At 64.1% G+C, this 17,620-nt stretch carries 17 protein-coding genes; 8 read left to right on the top strand and 9 right to left on the bottom strand.

Annotated features, from left to right (window positions below):
- Window positions 1-55: 55 nt before the first annotated feature.
- Complete coding sequence (locus ACIP5Y_RS25065) at window positions 56-931, bottom strand: PhzF family phenazine biosynthesis protein (RefSeq protein ID WP_400353260.1); 876 nt, start codon at window positions 929-931, stop codon at window positions 56-58.
- A 110-nt stretch (window positions 932-1,041) separates the two neighbouring features.
- On the opposite strand from ACIP5Y_RS25065, the gene ACIP5Y_RS25060 reads away from it, so the two are divergent.
- Window positions 1,042-2,532, top strand: coding sequence for a glycosyltransferase 87 family protein (locus ACIP5Y_RS25060; protein WP_400353258.1), 1,491 nt, complete (start codon window positions 1,042-1,044; stop codon window positions 2,530-2,532).
- A 12-nt stretch (window positions 2,533-2,544) separates the two neighbouring features.
- Here ACIP5Y_RS25060 and ACIP5Y_RS25055 read toward each other — a convergent pair whose 3' ends face one another.
- From ACIP5Y_RS25055 to ACIP5Y_RS25020, 8 genes are all read right to left on the bottom strand, one after another.
- Complete coding sequence (locus ACIP5Y_RS25055; RefSeq protein ID WP_400353256.1) at window positions 2,545-3,561, bottom strand: aldo/keto reductase; 1,017 nt, start codon at window positions 3,559-3,561, stop codon at window positions 2,545-2,547.
- Window positions 3,558-3,836, bottom strand: a complete 279-nt coding sequence (locus ACIP5Y_RS25050; protein WP_400353254.1) for a MarR family winged helix-turn-helix transcriptional regulator — start codon at window positions 3,834-3,836, stop codon at window positions 3,558-3,560. The genes ACIP5Y_RS25055 and ACIP5Y_RS25050 overlap by 4 nt, the downstream gene beginning before the upstream one ends.
- Complete coding sequence (locus ACIP5Y_RS25045; RefSeq protein ID WP_400353252.1) at window positions 3,833-4,066, bottom strand: hypothetical protein; 234 nt, start codon at window positions 4,064-4,066, stop codon at window positions 3,833-3,835. Before ACIP5Y_RS25045 ends, ACIP5Y_RS25050 begins: the two co-directional genes overlap by 4 nt.
- A gap of 64 nt (window positions 4,067-4,130) precedes the next feature.
- The gene (locus ACIP5Y_RS25040) at window positions 4,131-5,555 is read right to left on the bottom strand and encodes an MFS transporter (protein ID WP_400353251.1); all 1,425 of its coding nucleotides are present in this window, start codon (window positions 5,553-5,555) and stop codon (window positions 4,131-4,133) included.
- Window positions 5,542-6,240, bottom strand: coding sequence for a dienelactone hydrolase family protein (locus tag ACIP5Y_RS25035; protein ID WP_400353249.1), 699 nt, complete (start codon window positions 6,238-6,240; stop codon window positions 5,542-5,544). The genes ACIP5Y_RS25040 and ACIP5Y_RS25035 overlap by 14 nt, the downstream gene beginning before the upstream one ends.
- Before the next feature lie 18 nt (window positions 6,241-6,258).
- Entirely contained in the window at window positions 6,259-6,783 is a 525-nt protein-coding gene (locus tag ACIP5Y_RS25030) for a GNAT family N-acetyltransferase (protein ID WP_400353247.1), read from the bottom strand.
- 1 nt (window position 6,784) lies between these two features.
- The gene (locus ACIP5Y_RS25025) at window positions 6,785-8,017 is read right to left on the bottom strand and encodes an MFS transporter (protein ID WP_400353245.1); all 1,233 of its coding nucleotides are present in this window, start codon (window positions 8,015-8,017) and stop codon (window positions 6,785-6,787) included.
- Between the two features lie 34 nt (window positions 8,018-8,051).
- Complete coding sequence (locus ACIP5Y_RS25020) at window positions 8,052-8,699, bottom strand: disulfide bond formation protein DsbA (RefSeq protein WP_400353244.1); 648 nt, start codon at window positions 8,697-8,699, stop codon at window positions 8,052-8,054.
- Window positions 8,700-8,811: 112 nt separating this feature from the next.
- Here ACIP5Y_RS25020 and ACIP5Y_RS25015 point away from each other — a divergent pair, with 112 nt between their 5' ends.
- From ACIP5Y_RS25015 to ACIP5Y_RS24985, 7 genes are all read left to right on the top strand, one after another.
- Entirely contained in the window at window positions 8,812-9,684 is an 873-nt protein-coding gene (locus ACIP5Y_RS25015; RefSeq protein ID WP_400353242.1) for a LysR substrate-binding domain-containing protein, read from the top strand.
- A gap of 116 nt (window positions 9,685-9,800) precedes the next feature.
- Window positions 9,801-10,778: an aldo/keto reductase gene (locus ACIP5Y_RS25010; protein ID WP_400353240.1), complete on the top strand. Its 978-nt coding sequence runs from the start codon at window positions 9,801-9,803 to the stop codon at window positions 10,776-10,778.
- Between the two features lie 869 nt (window positions 10,779-11,647).
- Window positions 11,648-12,625, top strand: a complete 978-nt coding sequence (locus ACIP5Y_RS25005; RefSeq protein ID WP_400353238.1) for a LuxR C-terminal-related transcriptional regulator — start codon at window positions 11,648-11,650, stop codon at window positions 12,623-12,625.
- Window positions 12,626-13,005: 380 nt separating this feature from the next.
- Entirely contained in the window at window positions 13,006-13,272 is a 267-nt protein-coding gene (locus ACIP5Y_RS25000; RefSeq protein ID WP_400353237.1) for a response regulator transcription factor, read from the top strand.
- A gap of 148 nt (window positions 13,273-13,420) precedes the next feature.
- Entirely contained in the window at window positions 13,421-13,543 is a 123-nt protein-coding gene (locus ACIP5Y_RS24995) for a class III lanthipeptide (protein WP_400353235.1), read from the top strand.
- Window positions 13,544-13,620: 77 nt separating this feature from the next.
- Window positions 13,621-16,341 carry a class III lanthionine synthetase LanKC gene (gene lanKC / locus ACIP5Y_RS24990; RefSeq protein ID WP_400353233.1) on the top strand — a complete coding sequence of 907 codons (2,721 nt, stop codon included), beginning with the start codon at window positions 13,621-13,623 and terminating at the stop codon, window positions 16,339-16,341.
- Window positions 16,341-17,618 carry an MFS transporter gene (locus ACIP5Y_RS24985; RefSeq protein WP_400353232.1) on the top strand — a complete coding sequence of 426 codons (1,278 nt, stop codon included), beginning with the start codon at window positions 16,341-16,343 and terminating at the stop codon, window positions 17,616-17,618. The genes lanKC and ACIP5Y_RS24985 overlap by 1 nt, the downstream gene beginning before the upstream one ends.
- Window positions 17,619-17,620: the final 2 nt, after the last annotated feature.

The raw sequence follows: 17,620 nt of genomic DNA, 5'->3' as shown, positions 1-17,620 counted from the left end.
CACGACGAGTTGGCAAGACGTTTTCGGTCCTTGATGCGGCGTGCGCGGCTTCGGATCAATCGGGAAGTGCCACTGCGGCACCGGTGACTCGTACTCGCGAATCGCCGGCCCGCAATTCGACGCCGAGCACTCCTGGGCGACCGAGGTCATCTCCTTGATGCAGGGTCAGTTCGGCGGTCGAGCCGACCAAGCCCAGTTCGCGCAGGTAGCCTCCGAACGCGGCCGCGGACGCGCCGGTGGCCGGGTCCTCGACGATCCCGCCAACCGGAAACGGGTTTCGAACGTGGTAGACCTGTGCCGATTCCCGCCAGACCAATTGCACAGTGGTCCAATCTCTTGCCCGCATCAGTGCGGCCAGTCGGTCGAAGTCGTAGTGGAGGTCCGCAAGCCGGGACCGGGTCTTGGCGGCCAGCACCAGATGATGCGCACCGGCATAGGCGATTCGTGGTGGCAACACCGGATCCAGGTCAGTGGCAGCCCAATTCAGTGCGGCGAGCGCTTCGGCGAGATCGCCGTCGGTGACCGGCGCGACGGCGGGCTCGACACTGGTCAGGGTCGCGCGCAATTGGCCGCCCTCGTCTCGCGTGACCTCGACGGGCACGGTACCGACGGAGGTCGCGAAGACCAGTTCTCCGGGGCCGATCCGCTCCGCCAGTGCGACAGCGGTCGCGATGGTTGCGTGCCCGCAGAACGAAACCTCGGCTTTCGGGCTGAAATAGCGAACGGTGAATGCTCTGCCGGGGGTGCCGAAGCCGGGCGGCGGGGCCGTGAGGAACGCGGTCTCGGAGTAGCCGACCTTGTCCGCGATCGCGAGCATCGCCGCCTTGTCGAGTCCTTGGGCGTCGAGCACGATTCCCGCGGGGTTGCCCCCGGCCGGGTCGGTGGTAAAAGCCGCGTAGCGCAACACATCTGTGCCAGTCGAAGCAGTCATATCCGCTTTTGAACGCGGCTGGGTACCGTTCCCTTCCCGGGAGGCACTCGCGATCGGATTTACCCGTGCCGACGTCGCTCGGTTTCGATGACCCCGGTTATCGTGATCGGATGCATTCTGCGGCTGAGGAGAGCTCCATTACCGGTCTCGACCGCGATGTCGCGCCGCCCGAGGTCCGCTGGGACGGTGCTGATTCCGATGCTCGTTCCGAGGTGACCGGCCGGATGCTGCTCGTCGGGTTCGGGCTGGCGGTGGCGGTGCTCGTATGGCACGTGTACGGCATTCCCATCGGCGATCGGTATTACGGGCTGTTCAACAATGGTCTCGACCTGCAGGTGTATCAAGCCGGCGGGGCGGTGTTGCGGAGCGGGGACGGCCTGTACGACGGGCCGGTGGTGTTCGGGATGGAGTTCACCTATACGCCGTTCGCGGCGATGGTCTTCATTCCGCTGGCCGTGATTTCCTCGGTCACGGCGAAGGCGTTGTGGTGGGCGGCGACGATGGTGGCGCTGGTGGTACTCATCGGATGCTGCCTGCGCTCACTGGGTTACCGGAATTCGATGCGCACCTGGGTGTTTGCGGTGCCGGTCGCGGTTATCTGCACTGCCCTCGAGCCGGTGCGCACGACCCTCTGGCTCGGGCAGATCAATATCTTCCTCGTCTTGGCGATCACCTGGGATCTGCTTCGCCCGCCGTCGGCCAGACTGCGTGGCGTCGCGGTCGGGATCGCGGCCGGGATCAAGCTGACGCCCGCCTTCTTTCTCCTCTATCTGGCGTGCACCCGGCAGTGGCGCGCCCTGGGTGCGGCGAGCGGGGCGTTCGTGGCGACTATCGCGCTCGGCTTTCTGATGCGCCCGCACGACGCGTATTCCTATTGGAGTCGGCAGGTCAGCTCCGCGGGACGAGTCGGGGCCGTCGATTCGCCGGGTAACCAGTCCGTGAATGGTTTTCTCGCGCAAATGTTGCGGTTCCTCGAGGTGGATCGCTTCAAATCGAACGTGTTCGGAATGTCCGTGTTTCAGCCACCGACGTGGATGTGGCTGCTCGCGCTGCTGCCGGTAATCGGACTCGGGATCACTGCGGCGGTGCTGGCCCATCGCGCGGGTCGGGAACTGCTGGCCATCACTGTCACGGGTATGACGGCTGCGTGTGCGTCACCGTTCTCCTGGGGGCACCACTGGGTGTGGTTCGTGCCGTTGGCGATTCTCGCCTGGCAGCACGCCCGCACCACACGGACCTGGTGGGCTCGCCTGGCCGCAGTGCTCGTCTTCGGTGTCGGCTTCTGCTGGTGGTGGACCTTCTCCGACCGCTCACCCATCGAGGGCGCAGCGCACCCGATCGGGATCGGGTTGTTCATGTTGCCGCGTGCGGACAGCTCGGTGTGGTGGGCTTACATCACCGTAACCACCTATGCCGGAGCCTTTCTGCTCGTACAACTGGCGACCAGTTGCTACACCATCCACCGCTTCGGTCGATTCCCTTCAGGCGAGAAGTTGGTTGTCGCCTCGGCGAGCCCTGCTCGTCGGATCCACGAAACCGCACGCGGACAAGACAACCGGCCTCGCTATCCGAGTCGATGGGTTCGAGATCGAAGCACCTGAGCGGGGACGGAGTTACTCCCGTCCGGCGGAGGCGAAGGCCATATCGGAGTATCGGGTGCCGGCAACCCGGCTCGCGATCGGCTCCAGTGCAGCGAGTTCGTCGTCGGTCAGCTCGATCGTCGCCGCAGCCACATTCTCGATGACGCGTGCACGATGTCGGGTGCCGGGGATCGGCACCACCGACAGTCCGTGGCGGCGGGCCCGAGAATGCACCCAGGCCAAGGCGACCTGCGCGGTCGTGATCCCGCGTGCCTCGGCGATCTCGCGCACAGGGGCGAGTAGCTCTGCATTGGTGCGTGCGTTCGCGCCGATGAAGCGGGGGAGCGTTCGGCGGATATCGCCTGCGGGTAGATCGTGTTCGGCGATGATGTTGCCGGCGAGGAATCCGCGGCTCAGTGGCGCGTAGGCGACGAAGGTGACGCCCAGCTCCGCCGCCGCCGGCACCGCGGTGTTCTCCACGTCTCGGGAGAACAGCGACCATTCCGACTGGACGGCCGCGATCGGATGCACTGCGCAAGCTGCGCGGAGTTCGGGGCCGGTCACCTCGGACAGGCCCAACTGCCGTACCTTGCCTGCTGCCACCAACTCGGCCATCACCGCGACGGTGTCTTCGACAGGAACTCCGGGCTGTTTGCGGTGCATGTAGTACAGATCGATGACATCGATCCCCAGACGTCGAAGGCTGGCGTCGACCGCCTTGCGGAGGTATGCCGGTGAGTTGTCGATGCCGCGATAATCCGGGTCGTCGACGCGACGGACCAGGCCGAATTTCGTTGCCAACAGCACACTCTCACGGTGCGCCCGGATAAACGGGCCAACGAATTGATCGTTGTGCCCGATACCGTACGCATCGGAAGTGTCGAACATCGTGATGCCCAGGGACAGGGCCTGTTCCAAGGTGGCGCGGGCCTCGGTGGAGTCGGTGGGTCCGTAGAACTCACTGATTCCCATTGCGCCGTAGCCCTGTACGGACACGCGAGTGCCGTCCGAGCCCAGTGCCGTCGTCGGCAGGGCGGATGAGGTTGTCATTTGCGAAACTCCTTGTGTGGTACGGGGAGCCGTACCGTTTGTGAAGAGAACATCTCGTCGGGTGGATCGCCGAGGGATTCGGAGAACTTGCGGAGGAGGGGGACGAGGGCTTCGCGGTCGGCGGGAGAGAAGCCAGCGAGCAGGCGTTGCTCATTCGCCGTGTGTAGCGGGAGGATTCGGTCGATCAGGCTCCGACCGGAATCGGTGAGGTGGACGCGGATGGCGCGGCGGTCGGCGGTATGAGGGACACGTTCGACCCAGCCCTTGGCGGTCAATCGGTCGATGCGGTTGGTGATTTGGCGCCGGAGGTGCGCAGGGCGGCCTTGTACAGAGCGCCTGCGCTGAGGCCGGATTCGTTGCCTGAGCGGCGGAGGGTGCTCAGGACCTCGTACTCCCAGCGCTGGAGGCCCTGTGCGCGGAAGAAGTCGGACAGCTCGCGGTCGATGATGCGGGCCAGGTGCGAGATGCGGCCGAAGATCTCCGCGCAGGTGGCGTTGGTGGTCATTCGAATTCTCCTGCTTTACAGTCTTTTTCGGTGAAAGCTCGCCGATCTGTCGGTCGTGCCCGGGTCAATTACCAGGCGGGATGGCGGGTCGATCTGCCGGCAGAATCGCCGAGGCCGCCACCATGATCAGCGCCATGACCGTGACGCCGATGAATACCAACTGCACCGCGGAGTTCAGCGCCGCCGGAGTCGGGTGATCGTCATGGCCGATGTGGGAGTTCACCACTGCACCGAATACCGCTACACCCACTGCGCTGCCGATGTTGCGGGCGAAGGAATTCGCCGAGGTCACCACCCCACGTTCCGACCATTCGGCGCTGGATTGCGCCGCGATCAGGGTGGGGGTGGCGATGAGGCCCATGCCCATGCCGACGAGGAAACAGCTCGCCGCCACTCGGGGGAGCGTGGACGCTGCGCCGACCAGCAGTAGTGAGGCTGCCCCGAGGGCGGCCATCGAGCTGCCGATCAGGGCGGTCTTGCGGAATCCGATGCGCAGGTACAACTTTCCGGCCTGCGAGGCCGAGACCGGCCAGCCCAGTGTGAGCGCCCCCGAGGTGAGGCCGGCGACGAGCGCCCCGCTGCCGCGCACGCCTTGCGCGAAGGCCGGCACATAGGAGGTGAGCCCGAGCAGCACCGCACCGACGAGCAGGGACACCAGACTGGAAGCGACGATGATGCGGCGGGTGAAGATCCGCGGCGGCAGAATCGGATTCGCCGCATGCTGCTCGACCCAGCCGAACACCGCCAGTGCCGCCGCACCGCCTGCGAACAGCGCGATGCTGGTCATCGAGGTCCACGGCCAGCTTTGCCCGCCCTGCAGCAATGCCAGAATCAGCGTGCCCGCGCCGACGGTGAGCAGTCCCGCACCGAGGTAGTCGATGCGATGTCGTTGTCGTGGTGCGCTTTCGGTGAACCTGCGCTGGATCATCCACGCGGCCGCTGCCGTCAGCGGCAGGTTGATCAGGAAAATCCAGCGCCAGCTGATGTATTCGGAGAATATCCCGCCCAGCAGCGGCCCCAGTACCGAGGAGGCTGCCCACACGCCGGCCAGGTAAGCCTGTACCTTGGCGCGCTCGTGCAGGGTGTAGATATCGGCGGCGATGGTCATCGACATCGAACCGACCGCGCCTGCCCCGATGCCCTGCATGGCGCGAAATGCGATGAGCCCCACCATGCTCGTCGCCACACCGCACAGCAACGAACCGAGCGCGAAAACCGCGATACCGAACAGCATCACGGGCTTGCGTCCGAGCATGTCGGCCAGCTTGCCGTAGATCGGAACGGTCACCGCCTGCGCGAGCAGGTAGATACTGAACAGCCATGGGAATTGGGCGAATCCCCCCAACTGGTGGGTGATGGTCGGTACCGAGGTGGCGATGATGGTCGAATCCAGCGCCACCAGGGAATTCGCCAGCATGATCGCGGCCAGGATCGGCCCGCGTTCCGAGCGCAGGCCGATCGATCTCGCCTGTGTCTCAGTGGAGCGCATCGCGGAGGAATTCGAGGGTGCGCTGCCAGGCCAGGTCGGCGTGGGTCTGGTTGTAGTTGCCCGAATGGTTTTCCTCGTTGGCGAAGGCGTGACCGGCCGGGTAGAAGTACAACTCGACGGTGCTGTTGGATTGATTGCGTACAGCCGACGCCAGTTGCCGGGCTCGGTCCGGTGTCACCGAGGTGTCGTGTTCGCCGAAGTGACCCTGCACTGCCGCACGCAGCCCCGAGAAATCGGGATTCGCACCGGCATCGGCACCGTAGTAAGGGACAGCTGCGGCGATCTTGTCACCGGCCGCGGCGGCGAGCGCGATGACGAAGCCTCCGCCCATGCAATAGCCGATCGCCCCGAGCGTCTCGCCCGTCACGGCGTCGGAGGCGAGTAGATAGTCGACGGCGCTCGACAGTCGTGCGACGCCGCGTTCGATGGGCAGTTCGGCCATCCACTTGTGTGCGTCGGCGGCCTTGTGGGTCACCCGGCCGCCGAACAGATCCGGCGCCAGCGCGACGAATCCCTCGGCAGCCAACCGGTCGGCCACGCCGGCGATCTGGTCGGTGAGCCCCCACCACTCCTGGATGACCAGCACGCCGGGACCGCGTCCGCCCTCGGGTACCGCCAGATAGCCGTACCCGTCGCCGCTTTCAGTGGGGAAGGTGACGTTCTGCCGGAATGTCGCGGTACTCATCGAGTCGGATTCCTCTCGTCAGTGCTGGGGGTCGCTCGGATTCGACGGCGACGGAGGGGTTTCGGGCGGTCGTGGATCGAGAAGTCCCTTGCCGATGGCGGTTTCGGTGTCATGCCAGATGGCCATGGCGGTGGTCATCGGCAGGAAGCCCAGCCGCCGGTAGAAGTCCTCGGTGCCCGGGTTGGCGTACAGCAGGATCTTGCGGTGCCCACGACAGCGTTGGACCAGACGGTCGATGATGTCGGTGCCCAGTCCGTGTCCTTGATGACCCGGGTGGACCGCGATATCGGCGATATAGGCACAATCGAGCCCGTCGGCCAGCACGCGACCCGCGCCGACGAGCGTGCCCGCGGAGTAGACGAAGCTGACGAACCTGCTGTTGCCGAAGACGGTTTCCAGGATGTGGGGTGGTTTGTTGCCGAGCGGGGCGATCCGGTAGAGATTCGACAGCTCTGCCAGATCGATATCGGCAAGGTCATCGACCCACGAGTAGCTTTGTGCGGCAGTGCTTCCGACTCCCGCTGCGAGGTATCGGTCGTCCATCTCACGCCTCGGCAACCGCGTCGACGTGGTCGGCGGCCTGGTTCGCGACACTCGTGTCACCGCGCTTGCCGGCCTTGCGGCCCAAGGCGATGGTGAGCAGCAGCGAGGCCGCGGTCAGCGCCACGCCGAACCAGAGAGCGCTTCTGACCCCGAGGTTATCGGTGAGCAGTCCACCGAAGAGCGCACCGAGGGCGATGGACAGGTTGTAGCCCAGGGTGTTGATCGACATGGCGGCTTCGAAGGTGTCGGGTGCGGCGCCGAGCGTCAGGTTGATCTGGCACAGGTTCGCGGCGCCGAAAGAAACACCCCAAAGAGCCATGGAGACAATCGCTCCGGCCGGTGAGTGACCGATCGTGAGCAGCAACAGCAGCGACACCGCGAGCCCGCCGCATGCGAGCATGAAGTTGACTCGCGGATTCTTGCCCGCCATGTGGCCGGCGAGGAAATTGCCGACCGCGCCGCCGATGCCGTAGATGATCAGCAATCCGGTGATGAAGCCGGACGAGGCGGAATCGGTTTTCTCGAGGAAGGGCCTGATGAAGGTGTAGGCCCCGAAATGGCCGAGCACGTACAGGATCACCGTGAACATCACGGCGCGCAGCTGTGCATTGCGGACCGGGAGCGCGAAGACTTCCCGGACCGAGGCCGCGTTCTCCGAAGGCAGCGAGGGAATCGTCGCGAGCACCGCCAGCACACTCAGCGCGCTCCAGAGGAGAAACGTTGTGCGCCAGCTGGTAAGGCCACCGATGAGAGTGCCCAGCGGAATACCCGCCACCGTCCCGATCGAGATGCCCGACAAGGCGATCGCGGCCGCGCGACCGGCATGGCGTTCGGGAACCAGTCGCATGGCCATGCCGACGGCAATGGCCCAGAACATGCCGTGGGCGAATCCCATCACCAGTCGTGTCAGCAGTACCAGCGTGAAACTGGGAGAAACGGCGATAACGAGATTTCCCAGCGCCATGACCGCCAGCAGAATGGGCAGCAGCGCACGGCGATTGACATGCCGGGTCCAGGCGACCAGGAACGGGACGCCCAACCCGGCCGATATACCGAACAGCGTCACGATGAGCCCGGCGGTGCCCACCGCTACCTTCAAGCTCGAGCTCAACGGGGTGAGCAGCCCGACGGGCATCAATTCGGTGGTGACGAAAGTGAACAGACTTGCGGTAATGACAGCGACGCCCAGCCACGACCTGAATGGCGAGAGCGTAGGTGTACCGGGTGAAGACATGTTTGTTTCCGATCTTTTCGGGTTTGTCGGCCGTTTACGCCGCGTCGAACTTGGGGTCGCGGTTGCGGGCGCGCTTGAGTTCGAAGAAGCCGTCGGTGGCGGCCATGGCGAGCACGCCGTCCCACAGCCGTCCTGCCGCTTCACCGCGTGGGGCGGGGGAGAGCACCGGGCCGAAGAAGGCGATCGGTGCGCCGTCGGCGATCGGTACGTGGATGACGGGCGTGCCGACAGCGTCGCCGACCAGGTCCATGCCGGCGTGGTGGCTCGTGCGTAGGGCCTCGTCGTAGTCGGTCACGTCCGCCGCAGCGGCGAGTTCCGCGGGCAGACCTACCTCGGCCAGGGCGGAAAGGATCATGTCGCGGCCCAGCCCCGCCTTCTCATGGTGAATACGGGTGCCCATGGCCAGGTACAGCGGCCGCAGCACCTGCGGGCCGTAGTGCTGTCGCGCCGCTATGCACACGCGCACGCAGCCCCAGCCGTCGATCTGGCCCTGGCGGTACTTCTCCGGCAGTTCCCGGCCGTCGTTGAGCACCGACAGGCTCATCACATGGAAGTGCGTCTCGATGGCGCGCACCTGCTCGACCTCGAGCAGCCATTGCGTGGCGATCCAGGCCCACGGGCAGCGCGGGTCGAACCACAGGTCGATCGCGGTGACTGCCTGATCGGGTGAGGGGTTGGTCATTTCGGAAATCCTTTGTGCTGCTGGACTTTTGATACTCGAAGTTTCGCCCGCACCCGATCGATGAGTCCAACACATGTTTGTCAGCACATCAATCGTGATTCAAGATTGATCCATGGAGCTTCAGCAGATGCGGTACGTGCTCGCCGTCGCCGAGACCAACAGTTTCACCCGCGCAGCCGAGCGCTGCCTGGTCGTGCAATCCGCGCTCAGTCACCAAATCGCCCGCCTGGAAAGGGAACTCGGCGCGAAACTCTTCGAACGCACCAGCCGCCGGGTGCGGCTGACACCGGCCGGGGCGGCCTTCCTGCCCGCTGCCCGGCAATGCCTCGACGCCGCCGACCGCGCGGCCGCCGAGGTCGCCGCCGCGGTCGGCGAGATCCGCGGGCGCCTGGCAGTGGGCCTGATCCCCACGGTCGCGGCGGTCGACGTCCCGGCCGCGTTGCGCGAATTCCGCTCCCGGTATCCACACGTGCGCATCGGCCTGTGTGCCGGTGCGAGTGAGGATCTCATCGAGAAGGTCAAGGCCGGTGCCATGGACGTGGCCTTCCTCGGGCTACCGAGCACCGCGCGCCCGCAAGGCGTGCGCACCCGTGTCCTGGCTCGCGATCGTCTGGTCGCGGTGGTCGCCCCGGACCACCCGCTCGCGTCGGAATCCGCTGTCGACCTTGCGCGGCTCTCCTCGGAGGTCTTCGTGGATCTGCCGGCCGGGACGGCGGGACGCATCCAATCCGATCAAGCCTTCGCCGCCGCCGGCCTCACCCGCGATGTAGCCTTCGAGGTCACCACCGCCTACCTCATCTCTCGCCTCGTCGAGCAGCGCCTCGCCATCGCCATGCTCGCCTCCGCCTACGTCCCCCAGCTCACCGGCGTCGCCACCGTCGAGGTCACCGACGCCCCCACCCGCGTCGAATACATCGCCTGGAGCGGCGAGAGCAGCACCCCGGCCGCGACCGCCTTCCTTCGAATCCTGGACATTCCGAGCTAATGCGTCAGCCAGGCGGCTTACCAGCATCATCGAGTGGGTGAGAAAGAGGTGATGACAGCCAAAAGCCTTGGTGAGAGGCTTGACTTGGAGCGCGCTCCACGTCTTAGCCTCGAATTGTGAAGTACATCAAGGTGGGGGACCTGGACGTTTCCCGGATCGGCTTGGGCGCCATGGGGATGTCCGCCGCATACACCGGTGCGGGCACCGACGACGCCGAGTCCATCCGAACTGTCCACCGCGCGTTGGAACTTGGCGTCACCTTGATCGACACCGCCGAAACGTACGGGCCGTTCATCAACGAGGAACTCCTCGGCCGCGCCATCAAAGGTCACCGCGACGAGGTCGTCCTGGCGACCAAGTTCGGACGTATCTCCCACGCGCGCAACGGCGCTCGCATCCTGGACAGCAGCCCGGCGAACATCCGCATCGCTGTCGAAGGCTCGCTCCGGCGCTTGGGCACCGACCACATCGACCTGTACTACCAGCACCGCGTCGACCCGGACACTCCGATCGAAGACACTGTCGGCGCGCTGGCCGAGCTGGTGACCGAGGGCAAGATCCGCCATATCGGCCTGTCATCGGCCGGGGCTGGAACGATCCGCCGCGCCCACGCCGTGCACCCGATCGCCGTACTGCAGTCGGAATACTCGCTCTGGACCCGCGACCCCGAGCCGGAGGTGCTGACGCTGACGCGGGAACTCGGCATCGGCTTCGTGGCCTACTCGCCACTGGGCCACGGCTTCCTCACCGGGAAGATCCGCTCCACCGAGCACTTCGACGACGGCGACTGGCGTAAGAACAACCCGCGCTTCACCGGCGAGAACTTCCAGCGCAACCTGCGGATCGCGGACGAGGTGGAAGCGGTCGCGGCCGACGCCGGCGTCACCCCGGCCCAGGTGGCCCTGGCCTGGCTGCTTGCTCGAGGCGAGGACATCGCCGCTATCCCCGGCACCAAGCGGGTGTCCCGCGTCGAGGAGAACACCACCGCCGACGGCATCGAACTGACCACCGAGCAGATCGACAAGCTCGACAACTTCTCCCCAGCCTCCGGCAACCACCACGAAGACGCGGACATGCGGCTGCTCGGCCGTTGACCTCACCGCGCTCTACAGCGAAGGCGCGATCTGGCCACGACGCCTGGTGCGGTGGACCGAGCAGGTATGATGTTTGATTCGATCAAGCCTTCGCAGCTGCCGGCCTCGCCCGTGATGTCGCCTTGGAGGTCATCCGCCGCCCCCACGTGCGTCGAATACATCGTGTGGAGTGGCGACAGGCAGCGCCCCCGCCGCCTTTGTTCGAATCCTGGACATTCCGAGTTAGTTTGTCGGCCAGCCGGTTTGCTGGCATACGAGCATCCTCGAGTGGATAAGACCGCGTCGAACAGTCGACGAGCATCTGCCTGCCGGGCTGAGTAACCTATGGCGCCATTCCAGTTGTAGCAAGGAACTCGGAACGCGGCGTGAGGGTCGTGGAGGAGTTTGCGGGCGTTGGTGGTATAGCACCTGGCGGTGGACTCGTCGAGGCCGAAGGCCGCCGCCAGGTGCAATGGGTCGCCGCCGTAGACGAGGGCTTCTGTGAGTTGGCGGTCGATGCGCAACTTTTCCAGGTTCGTCGGCGGGGTGTGCCGGGCCCGAAGCTATTTGGCGCTGACTGGAACGGTCTGCAGCGCAGCATCCTTGCTGATGAGCAGGTGCAGGTTGGCGGTGCGAGGCCAGCGGCGGCGGTGGTCGAGCCATCCAGTGAGAATGCGGTGTTCGAATCTGGAAACCGAATACAGAGTCTGTCCGGTCAGGCACTGATACAGCAGACAACGCCAGCCGCTACATATGCGTGCCCGCATCGGCGTCGCCGATCGAGGGCCGTTCGGGCGCCGTTGACGCGAAGATGAGCGGGAGATGAGTATGTCTTGACGCGCCACCAGGCATAATCGAGCACTTCGATATTTGTCTGAGGGGATGCGTTCATGAAGGATATCGTGGGGCAAATTGGCCTGGACGATGATGTAGTAAGGGTCTACCAAGCCGTGGCTCAGTACCCCGACTGGGGGAGTGCGGATTTGAGTGCGCATCTCGAAGTTTCTGAAATCGATATTATTGCCGCATTGGATGTTCTCGTTGACTTGACACTGGTGCGTCGGTCGGTTGACAAAATGCAATGGCGCGTGATCGACCAGAAGTCGGCAGCACGGATAATGCTGGGCCGTTGCCGAGAAGAATTGTCGCGGCTGCAGCGGACTTTATGGACGATAGAGACCACCCTGATGCGTTTGGCCATCGATTCTGAATCTAATCAACCTGCCGATGCGGAGCGGCTACTCGGATTCGATTCCGTTCACACATTCCTCGAACAGATTGCAACAGAAGTCCGTGCGTACTGGTGGGCTTCCACGCTTACGGCGGTTCCCTCCGAGGCTATGCTGGAAACAATTCTGCAGCAACATATCGAAGCACTCAACCGCGGTGTCCAGCTGCGGAAAATCGTTCCGGATAGCGCCCATCGGGATCGTGCCACACGTCGTTATGCGGCGTCGATGGTCGAGACCGCAATCCAACTCCGTGTCACGCCCACGCTCTCGGCTCAAATGGTTGTAATTGATTCCACCATTGCACTGGTCCCGTTGAGTACGGGGGAGCTCTGGCACGGAGCCTTGGTATTGCGTGAGTCCACGACCGTGGCGGCCCTGGCTGCATGCTTTGAGCAGATGTGGGCACTCTCGACGCCGTTTGCTGAAGTGGCACTTGACGACAACATCGGGCTAACCGTACAGGAACGGCAACTGTTGCGCTTCCTCGCAGAGGGAATGACCGACGACGCGATCGCCAAGCGATTGGCGGTGTCAGCGCGGACCGCTCGACGGATCACCGCCAACCTCATGCAACGACTGGGCGCGCACAGTCGATTCGAGGCGGGGTTCAAGGTCGCCCGGCGCGGTTGGGTCTGACGCTTCGGGCCAGTGGACTGATCAGGCCATGTCCTAATCAGTCCAGTTCGATTTTGTTCACTCTCGGTTGAGCGACTGACATCATGATCACGGCGAACTGAAACGATTAGTGGCTGAAAGTTAGCGGAAAAAGCTGATTCCTTGGCCATGAAAAGAGGTGTACCTGAATCGACAGAAATCGTTAGTTATAACATATCGCCAATCGCCCATATCTATCGGCGATCTATGGGGATCTATGCGAAGAGTCTGGGGTCGTCGGACTTGAGAAATGTGAAGATATCGGAGATGTTCCAGAGCGACTCTATTTACCATCCATAGAGGCCCAATCTGCCGTCCGGAACGGCGTTTATCTCACGGGGGAGAAAAAGAGATTCCGAAAAGTGCCAATCAATGACATTGGGAACCCTATTTCAGCGCTTTCGCAACGTGAACGCGAGGTCCTCGCCCACGTTGGCGCAGGCCACACCTATGTACGGATATCTCGCTGCATGAATCTTAGTGTGCATACCATAGACACCTACCTTCGGCGGATACGCAGCAAGACTGGTGTCACTAATCGTGCGGAACTCGTGTCGCTCGCATTGCAGCTCAAGCCGTGTGACTCCGGCCGAGGTGCCAATGCGCAGTTCGGTACCGGAACCTCGTGACTGGTGGACGCATGGCCCACCGTAGCAGAGTTGTCCCTGCTGGCGGGAACAAATTCCGGCGGGTCGCCGAGGTTCAGGGAAAATTCCCGAGGTTCAGTGGTGACTGCTCGCCCGCAATCCGCAAACCAGTAGTGAAAGGAGGTGAATCATGTCCACGATCCTGAATTTGCAGAAGCTTGAGACTCGCAATGGCGGCTCCGGCACTGACGCCCTGAGCTGTACTTCCTGTGATAGCCAGAGCTGCGGCAAGGGTAGTACCCAGTTCGCATAGCCGGTTCCTCTGTTGGGCCGGGGGATGGTGCCCCCGGCCCGACAGACGCCGAATTTTTGGTGGAAGGAGAAGGGAAAATGCACGCCTGGGACAAGATTGACTCCTACAGCCAACACAGCTCACGATGGTTCGAGCCGGCTAGCCTGCGAGACGCTGGGGTGGAGCACCTAGCGGCGTTTCGGGCGGTTATGCCCGCGTCGTGGCGGCTGCGCCGCAGCGGGCTGTGGCTGGTCGCCGAGCCGCCAGACTCTGATATCCCGCCGCAGGGTTGGAAGCTGCACGTGAGTGCTTGCGCTGAGCGGAGTGTCGAGGTGTTGCGCGCGGTTCTGCCGGTGCTGCGGGACCGGACGGCAGTCCACAAGTTTTTGCTCGACTCCGCGTGTGTCTCGCAGACCACAGGCAAACTCTGGCCACGCGGCTCCAGCGGGAAGTTCATCACCGTCTACCCATCTGACGACACCGAGTTCATGGCACTGTCTAGGGAATTGACCGCGGCCCTGGACGGGTTCGATGGGCCCTACATCTTGTCCGACAAGCGGTGCCCTGGCTCCCGGGTTGTCTATTACCGCTATGGCGGGTTCGCGAGCATTCCCTCGTTGCGTTCCGATGGTATTCAGCAACTCAATGTTGTAACCCCGGGCGGTGTGCTCGTCGCGGACGACCGATTGCCTTATTGGCATGTGCCCGAATGGGCCAGCGACCCCTTCGAGACCAAGGATTCCCCCGACGGTGACCTGCTGCTTGGCGGCCGGTTCACAGTCGAGGAGGCAATTACGTTCTCTAACCGGGGTGGCGTGTACCGGGGCACGGACCGGGAGACTGGCGTGCCCGTCATTATCAAGGAAGCCAGGCCCTATGTTCGGATGAGCAGGGGTGGCGTGGATGCGATCGATGTCCTCGCCCGAGAGCATCGGCTGTTGACCAGGCTCGCGGACACCGGATACTTCCCCCGCCCGCTGGCGTTCGTACGCGAGTGGGAGCATGCGTTCCTTGTAGAGAGCGTGATCGACGGCGACAAGCTCAGCACGGACTCGATCAGCGCCAACCCACTGATCACTCTCGAACCCGATGGCGAGGCTACCCGCGCCTACTTCCTTCGTATGCGGTCGTTGTGGCGACAGATCGCTGAGGCAATCGCCGCCGCTCACGAGTGTGGTGTGCTGCTTGGTGACCTGTCATTCACCAATATCTTGGTCACCGACGACGGCCAGGCCCGGGTGATTGACTTGGATGGTGGGTTGGAAATCGGGGTTGACGACTATCTCGGTTTGTATACGCCGGGCCTCAGCAGCCCGCGAGCGGTGCGGGAATTCGATTACACAAGGGCGGATGACTACTACACGTTAGGTGCGCTGATATTCGGGTGCCTGATGGTCGTCAACACCGCAGTGGCTGCCGAGCCTGCGCTGATACCCCGTTTCCTGGGCGCGGTGTGTGCCGACCTCGCTGTCCCCGCTGAACTGCCGGCCCTCATCACCGACTTGATGAGCCTGGGGACGTCCACGCCGGACGCCGTTTTGATCCAGAAGCGGATTAGCGAGCTACCTTTTGGCGACCACACTGCATGGAGCAAGCCCATCCCCGCTGGGTGGCAGTTCAATTCTGCGCAGGTGCGCGACGAGGCGGCGGAGACTGTCGCTGGGGTGACCCGCTATCTTCGGGAAGTCGCGAGCCCTCAACGGTCGGACCGGCTGTTCCCCGCTGATCTGACTGTGTTCGAGACGAATCCGCTAGCACCTGCTCACGGTGCGACCGGCGTGTTGCGCACTCTGCACCAAGTAACCGGGGCACGGCCTGAGCAGCGGTTTCTTTCCTGGGTGTTGGGCCAGGATTTCGACGCGGATCGAGTTCCGCCGGGGCTGTATGTCGGCCAATCTGGGATCGCGTGGTCACTAGCAGACCTTGGGTATCAGGAGGTTGCCGAGCGGCTGCAGGACTCCGCCGCCGAGCACCCGCTGTTGTGGCAGGCCACGGGACTCTATTCAGGCTGTGCCGGGGTTGGGCTGGCTGCCCTGCGGTTGTGGCAGTGCTCAGGGCAAGACCGGTTCCTGGACACTGCAATCCGTATCGGCGAGCGGCTGCGCTCCACGGCCAGGCCCTCTCCTGCCGGGCCGCATTGGCCCGATACAGATGGCAAGGTTCCGATCGGATACGCCCATGGGGCGAGCGGGATCGCGCTGTTCCTGCTTTACATGAGTCTGGTCGCCGACGATCCAAGTTGGTGTGAGTTCGGCCGTGCGGCACTGGGGTTCGACCTGGCCCAACGCCGCCGCTACAACGACTATGTGGTCGCTTTCCCCGAACGAATCGACTCGCAGGCCGACGACGAGCAGGAGAGACAAACTCTGCGCGCTTATTGGGACGCGGGCACCGCGGGAGTGATCACCTCCTCGCTGCGTTACCACATTGCCACAGCTGATGACGAGCTGGTCGCACTGCTGCCCCAACTGCTGCCCGATATCTGCCGGAAGTACGCCGTGATGCCGCAGAAGTCCCACGGGCTGGCGGGGCTCGGGCAAGCGGTGCTCGACGCGCACGAGTTCACCGGGGACTACCAGTGGCTCACGGCGGCGGAGCGGACCGCCGCAGGCGTGCTGTTGTTCCGGTTCGATCGGCCCGAGGGAACCGCCTATCTCGGCGAGCAGTCTCTGCGGGAGTCGGCCGACCTCGCTACCGGCGCGGCTGGCGTTGCGCAGTTCTTGCACCGGCTCCCTGTGGCGAAGCCAGGCGGGCGAAGCAACCCGGACTTTCTCCTCGACGATCTTCTGCCGGCCGGCACCCGATCCCTGCGAATGTGATGAACGAGGGACTCGGTCAGCATCGACGACGTCGATGGGCCGCATTGGCCGGCAAGCGTGATTTCCGTCTTCTTTGGATCGGCAGCGCCACCTCTGAGCTCGGCTCGACCATCACCGGGGTCGCCCTCCCATTGCTGGCGCTGCACTTGACGGGTTCTGCCCTCGCCGCCGGGCTGCTCGGCACGGCGAGCAGCTTGACGGCATGGCTGGCAGCGTTGCCTGGCGGCTATCTCGCCGACCGTTACGGCAGCAGGGGCGTGATGGTTACCGCGGACGCGGTACGCGCCACAGTCCTGCTGGTCTTCACAATTGGGGCAGTCGCCGGTGTCATGCCCACATGGGCCATGGTGGTCGGCGTCGTAATCGCCTACGCGGCGGCAATGGCGTACCAGCCGGCTTCATCGAAAGCGCTGAAGCAGGTTACAGGCGAGTCGCTGGGTGAGGCGATCGCGGTCAACCAGGCACGGTCCTACACCGCCAGCATCATTGGGCCACCGATTGGAGGCATCCTGCTTGCCGTGTGCCGCCCACTGCCATTCGCTGTGGACACGCTGACGTTCTTGGTGTCGTTGGGCTGTGCTCTGGGAATACGTACACGGCTGTATCCGGGAGCCACTTCCGTTACCACAGGCCGCCTCTTCCCAGTCATGGGCAAAGGATGGTCGGTGCTCTGGCATGACCGGCTGCTGCGCGACCTCACCTTCTATTCCACCGCGATGAATTTCGCGGTCTCGACCGTGTTGTCCATCCTCGTTCTCGGCATTGGGCAGCAATCGCACGGGAGCATCGCCGTCGGAGTCGGGCTCAGCCTCTCCGCCGCCGCCGGTATTCTCGGCTCCCTACTCGCTCCCGCCGTTCTGCGCTGGGCGCGGTTGCGGTCCTTGCTGTTTACTATCGCCCTCGGTCGCGCCGTTCTGGTTTGCGCGGCGGCCGCGATCGGTAACGCCATCGCAGTGATCCTGGCGATGGCCTCGATCATGCTCATCACCCCCATACTGCGGGCAACTGCAGCCCGGATCCAGCTCGAGCGAGTGCCCGAGGATGTCCTCGGCCGCAGCGTCGGGGCCATCTCATTGCTCGGCGGAGCACTCCAACCTGTCGCCCCGATGACTGCAGGTGCGTTGACCACTTGGATCACCGCAGCACACGCCCTGCTCATCCCCGGGCTGCTCTGCCTCATCCCCGCCGGCCTGGCCTGGAGATCCCGCGCTCTCGAGCAGAAGCCATCAAATCCGACCGCCGATACCACCACACCGAACTCGCCCGTCCTCCCGTGAGG

Source organism: Nocardia sp. NPDC088792 (assembly GCF_044750615.1).
GTDB lineage: Bacteria > Actinomycetota > Actinomycetes > Mycobacteriales > Mycobacteriaceae > Nocardia.
Note: the sequence above shows the minus strand (reverse complement) of the source record. Positions and strands in the feature narration are given on the sequence as shown.

What these genes read in the sequence shown, in the direction of transcription:
- ACIP5Y_RS25065 (WP_400353260.1), bottom strand. Translation starts at nt 931, where the DNA reads ATGACTGCTTCGACTGGCACAGATGTGTTGCGCTACGCGGCTTTTACC.
- ACIP5Y_RS25060 (WP_400353258.1), top strand. Translation starts at nt 1,042, where the DNA reads ATGCATTCTGCGGCTGAGGAGAGCTCCATTACCGGTCTCGACCGCGAT.
- ACIP5Y_RS25055 (WP_400353256.1), bottom strand. Translation starts at nt 3,561, where the DNA reads ATGACAACCTCATCCGCCCTGCCGACGACGGCACTGGGCTCGGACGGC.
- ACIP5Y_RS25045 (WP_400353252.1), bottom strand. Translation starts at nt 4,066, where the DNA reads ATGACCACCAACGCCACCTGCGCGGAGATCTTCGGCCGCATCTCGCAC.
- ACIP5Y_RS25040 (WP_400353251.1), bottom strand. Translation starts at nt 5,555, where the DNA reads ATGCGCTCCACTGAGACACAGGCGAGATCGATCGGCCTGCGCTCGGAA.
- ACIP5Y_RS25035 (WP_400353249.1), bottom strand. Translation starts at nt 6,240, where the DNA reads ATGAGTACCGCGACATTCCGGCAGAACGTCACCTTCCCCACTGAAAGC.
- ACIP5Y_RS25030 (WP_400353247.1), bottom strand. Translation starts at nt 6,783, where the DNA reads ATGGACGACCGATACCTCGCAGCGGGAGTCGGAAGCACTGCCGCACAA.
- ACIP5Y_RS25025 (WP_400353245.1), bottom strand. Translation starts at nt 8,017, where the DNA reads ATGTCTTCACCCGGTACACCTACGCTCTCGCCATTCAGGTCGTGGCTG.
- ACIP5Y_RS25020 (WP_400353244.1), bottom strand. Translation starts at nt 8,699, where the DNA reads ATGACCAACCCCTCACCCGATCAGGCAGTCACCGCGATCGACCTGTGG.
- ACIP5Y_RS25015 (WP_400353242.1), top strand. Translation starts at nt 8,812, where the DNA reads ATGGAGCTTCAGCAGATGCGGTACGTGCTCGCCGTCGCCGAGACCAAC.
- ACIP5Y_RS25005 (WP_400353238.1), top strand. Translation starts at nt 11,648, where the DNA reads ATGAAGGATATCGTGGGGCAAATTGGCCTGGACGATGATGTAGTAAGG.
- ACIP5Y_RS24995 (WP_400353235.1), top strand. Translation starts at nt 13,421, where the DNA reads ATGTCCACGATCCTGAATTTGCAGAAGCTTGAGACTCGCAATGGCGGC.
- lanKC (WP_400353233.1), top strand. Translation starts at nt 13,621, where the DNA reads ATGCACGCCTGGGACAAGATTGACTCCTACAGCCAACACAGCTCACGA.
- ACIP5Y_RS24985 (WP_400353232.1), top strand. Translation starts at nt 16,341, where the DNA reads ATGAACGAGGGACTCGGTCAGCATCGACGACGTCGATGGGCCGCATTG.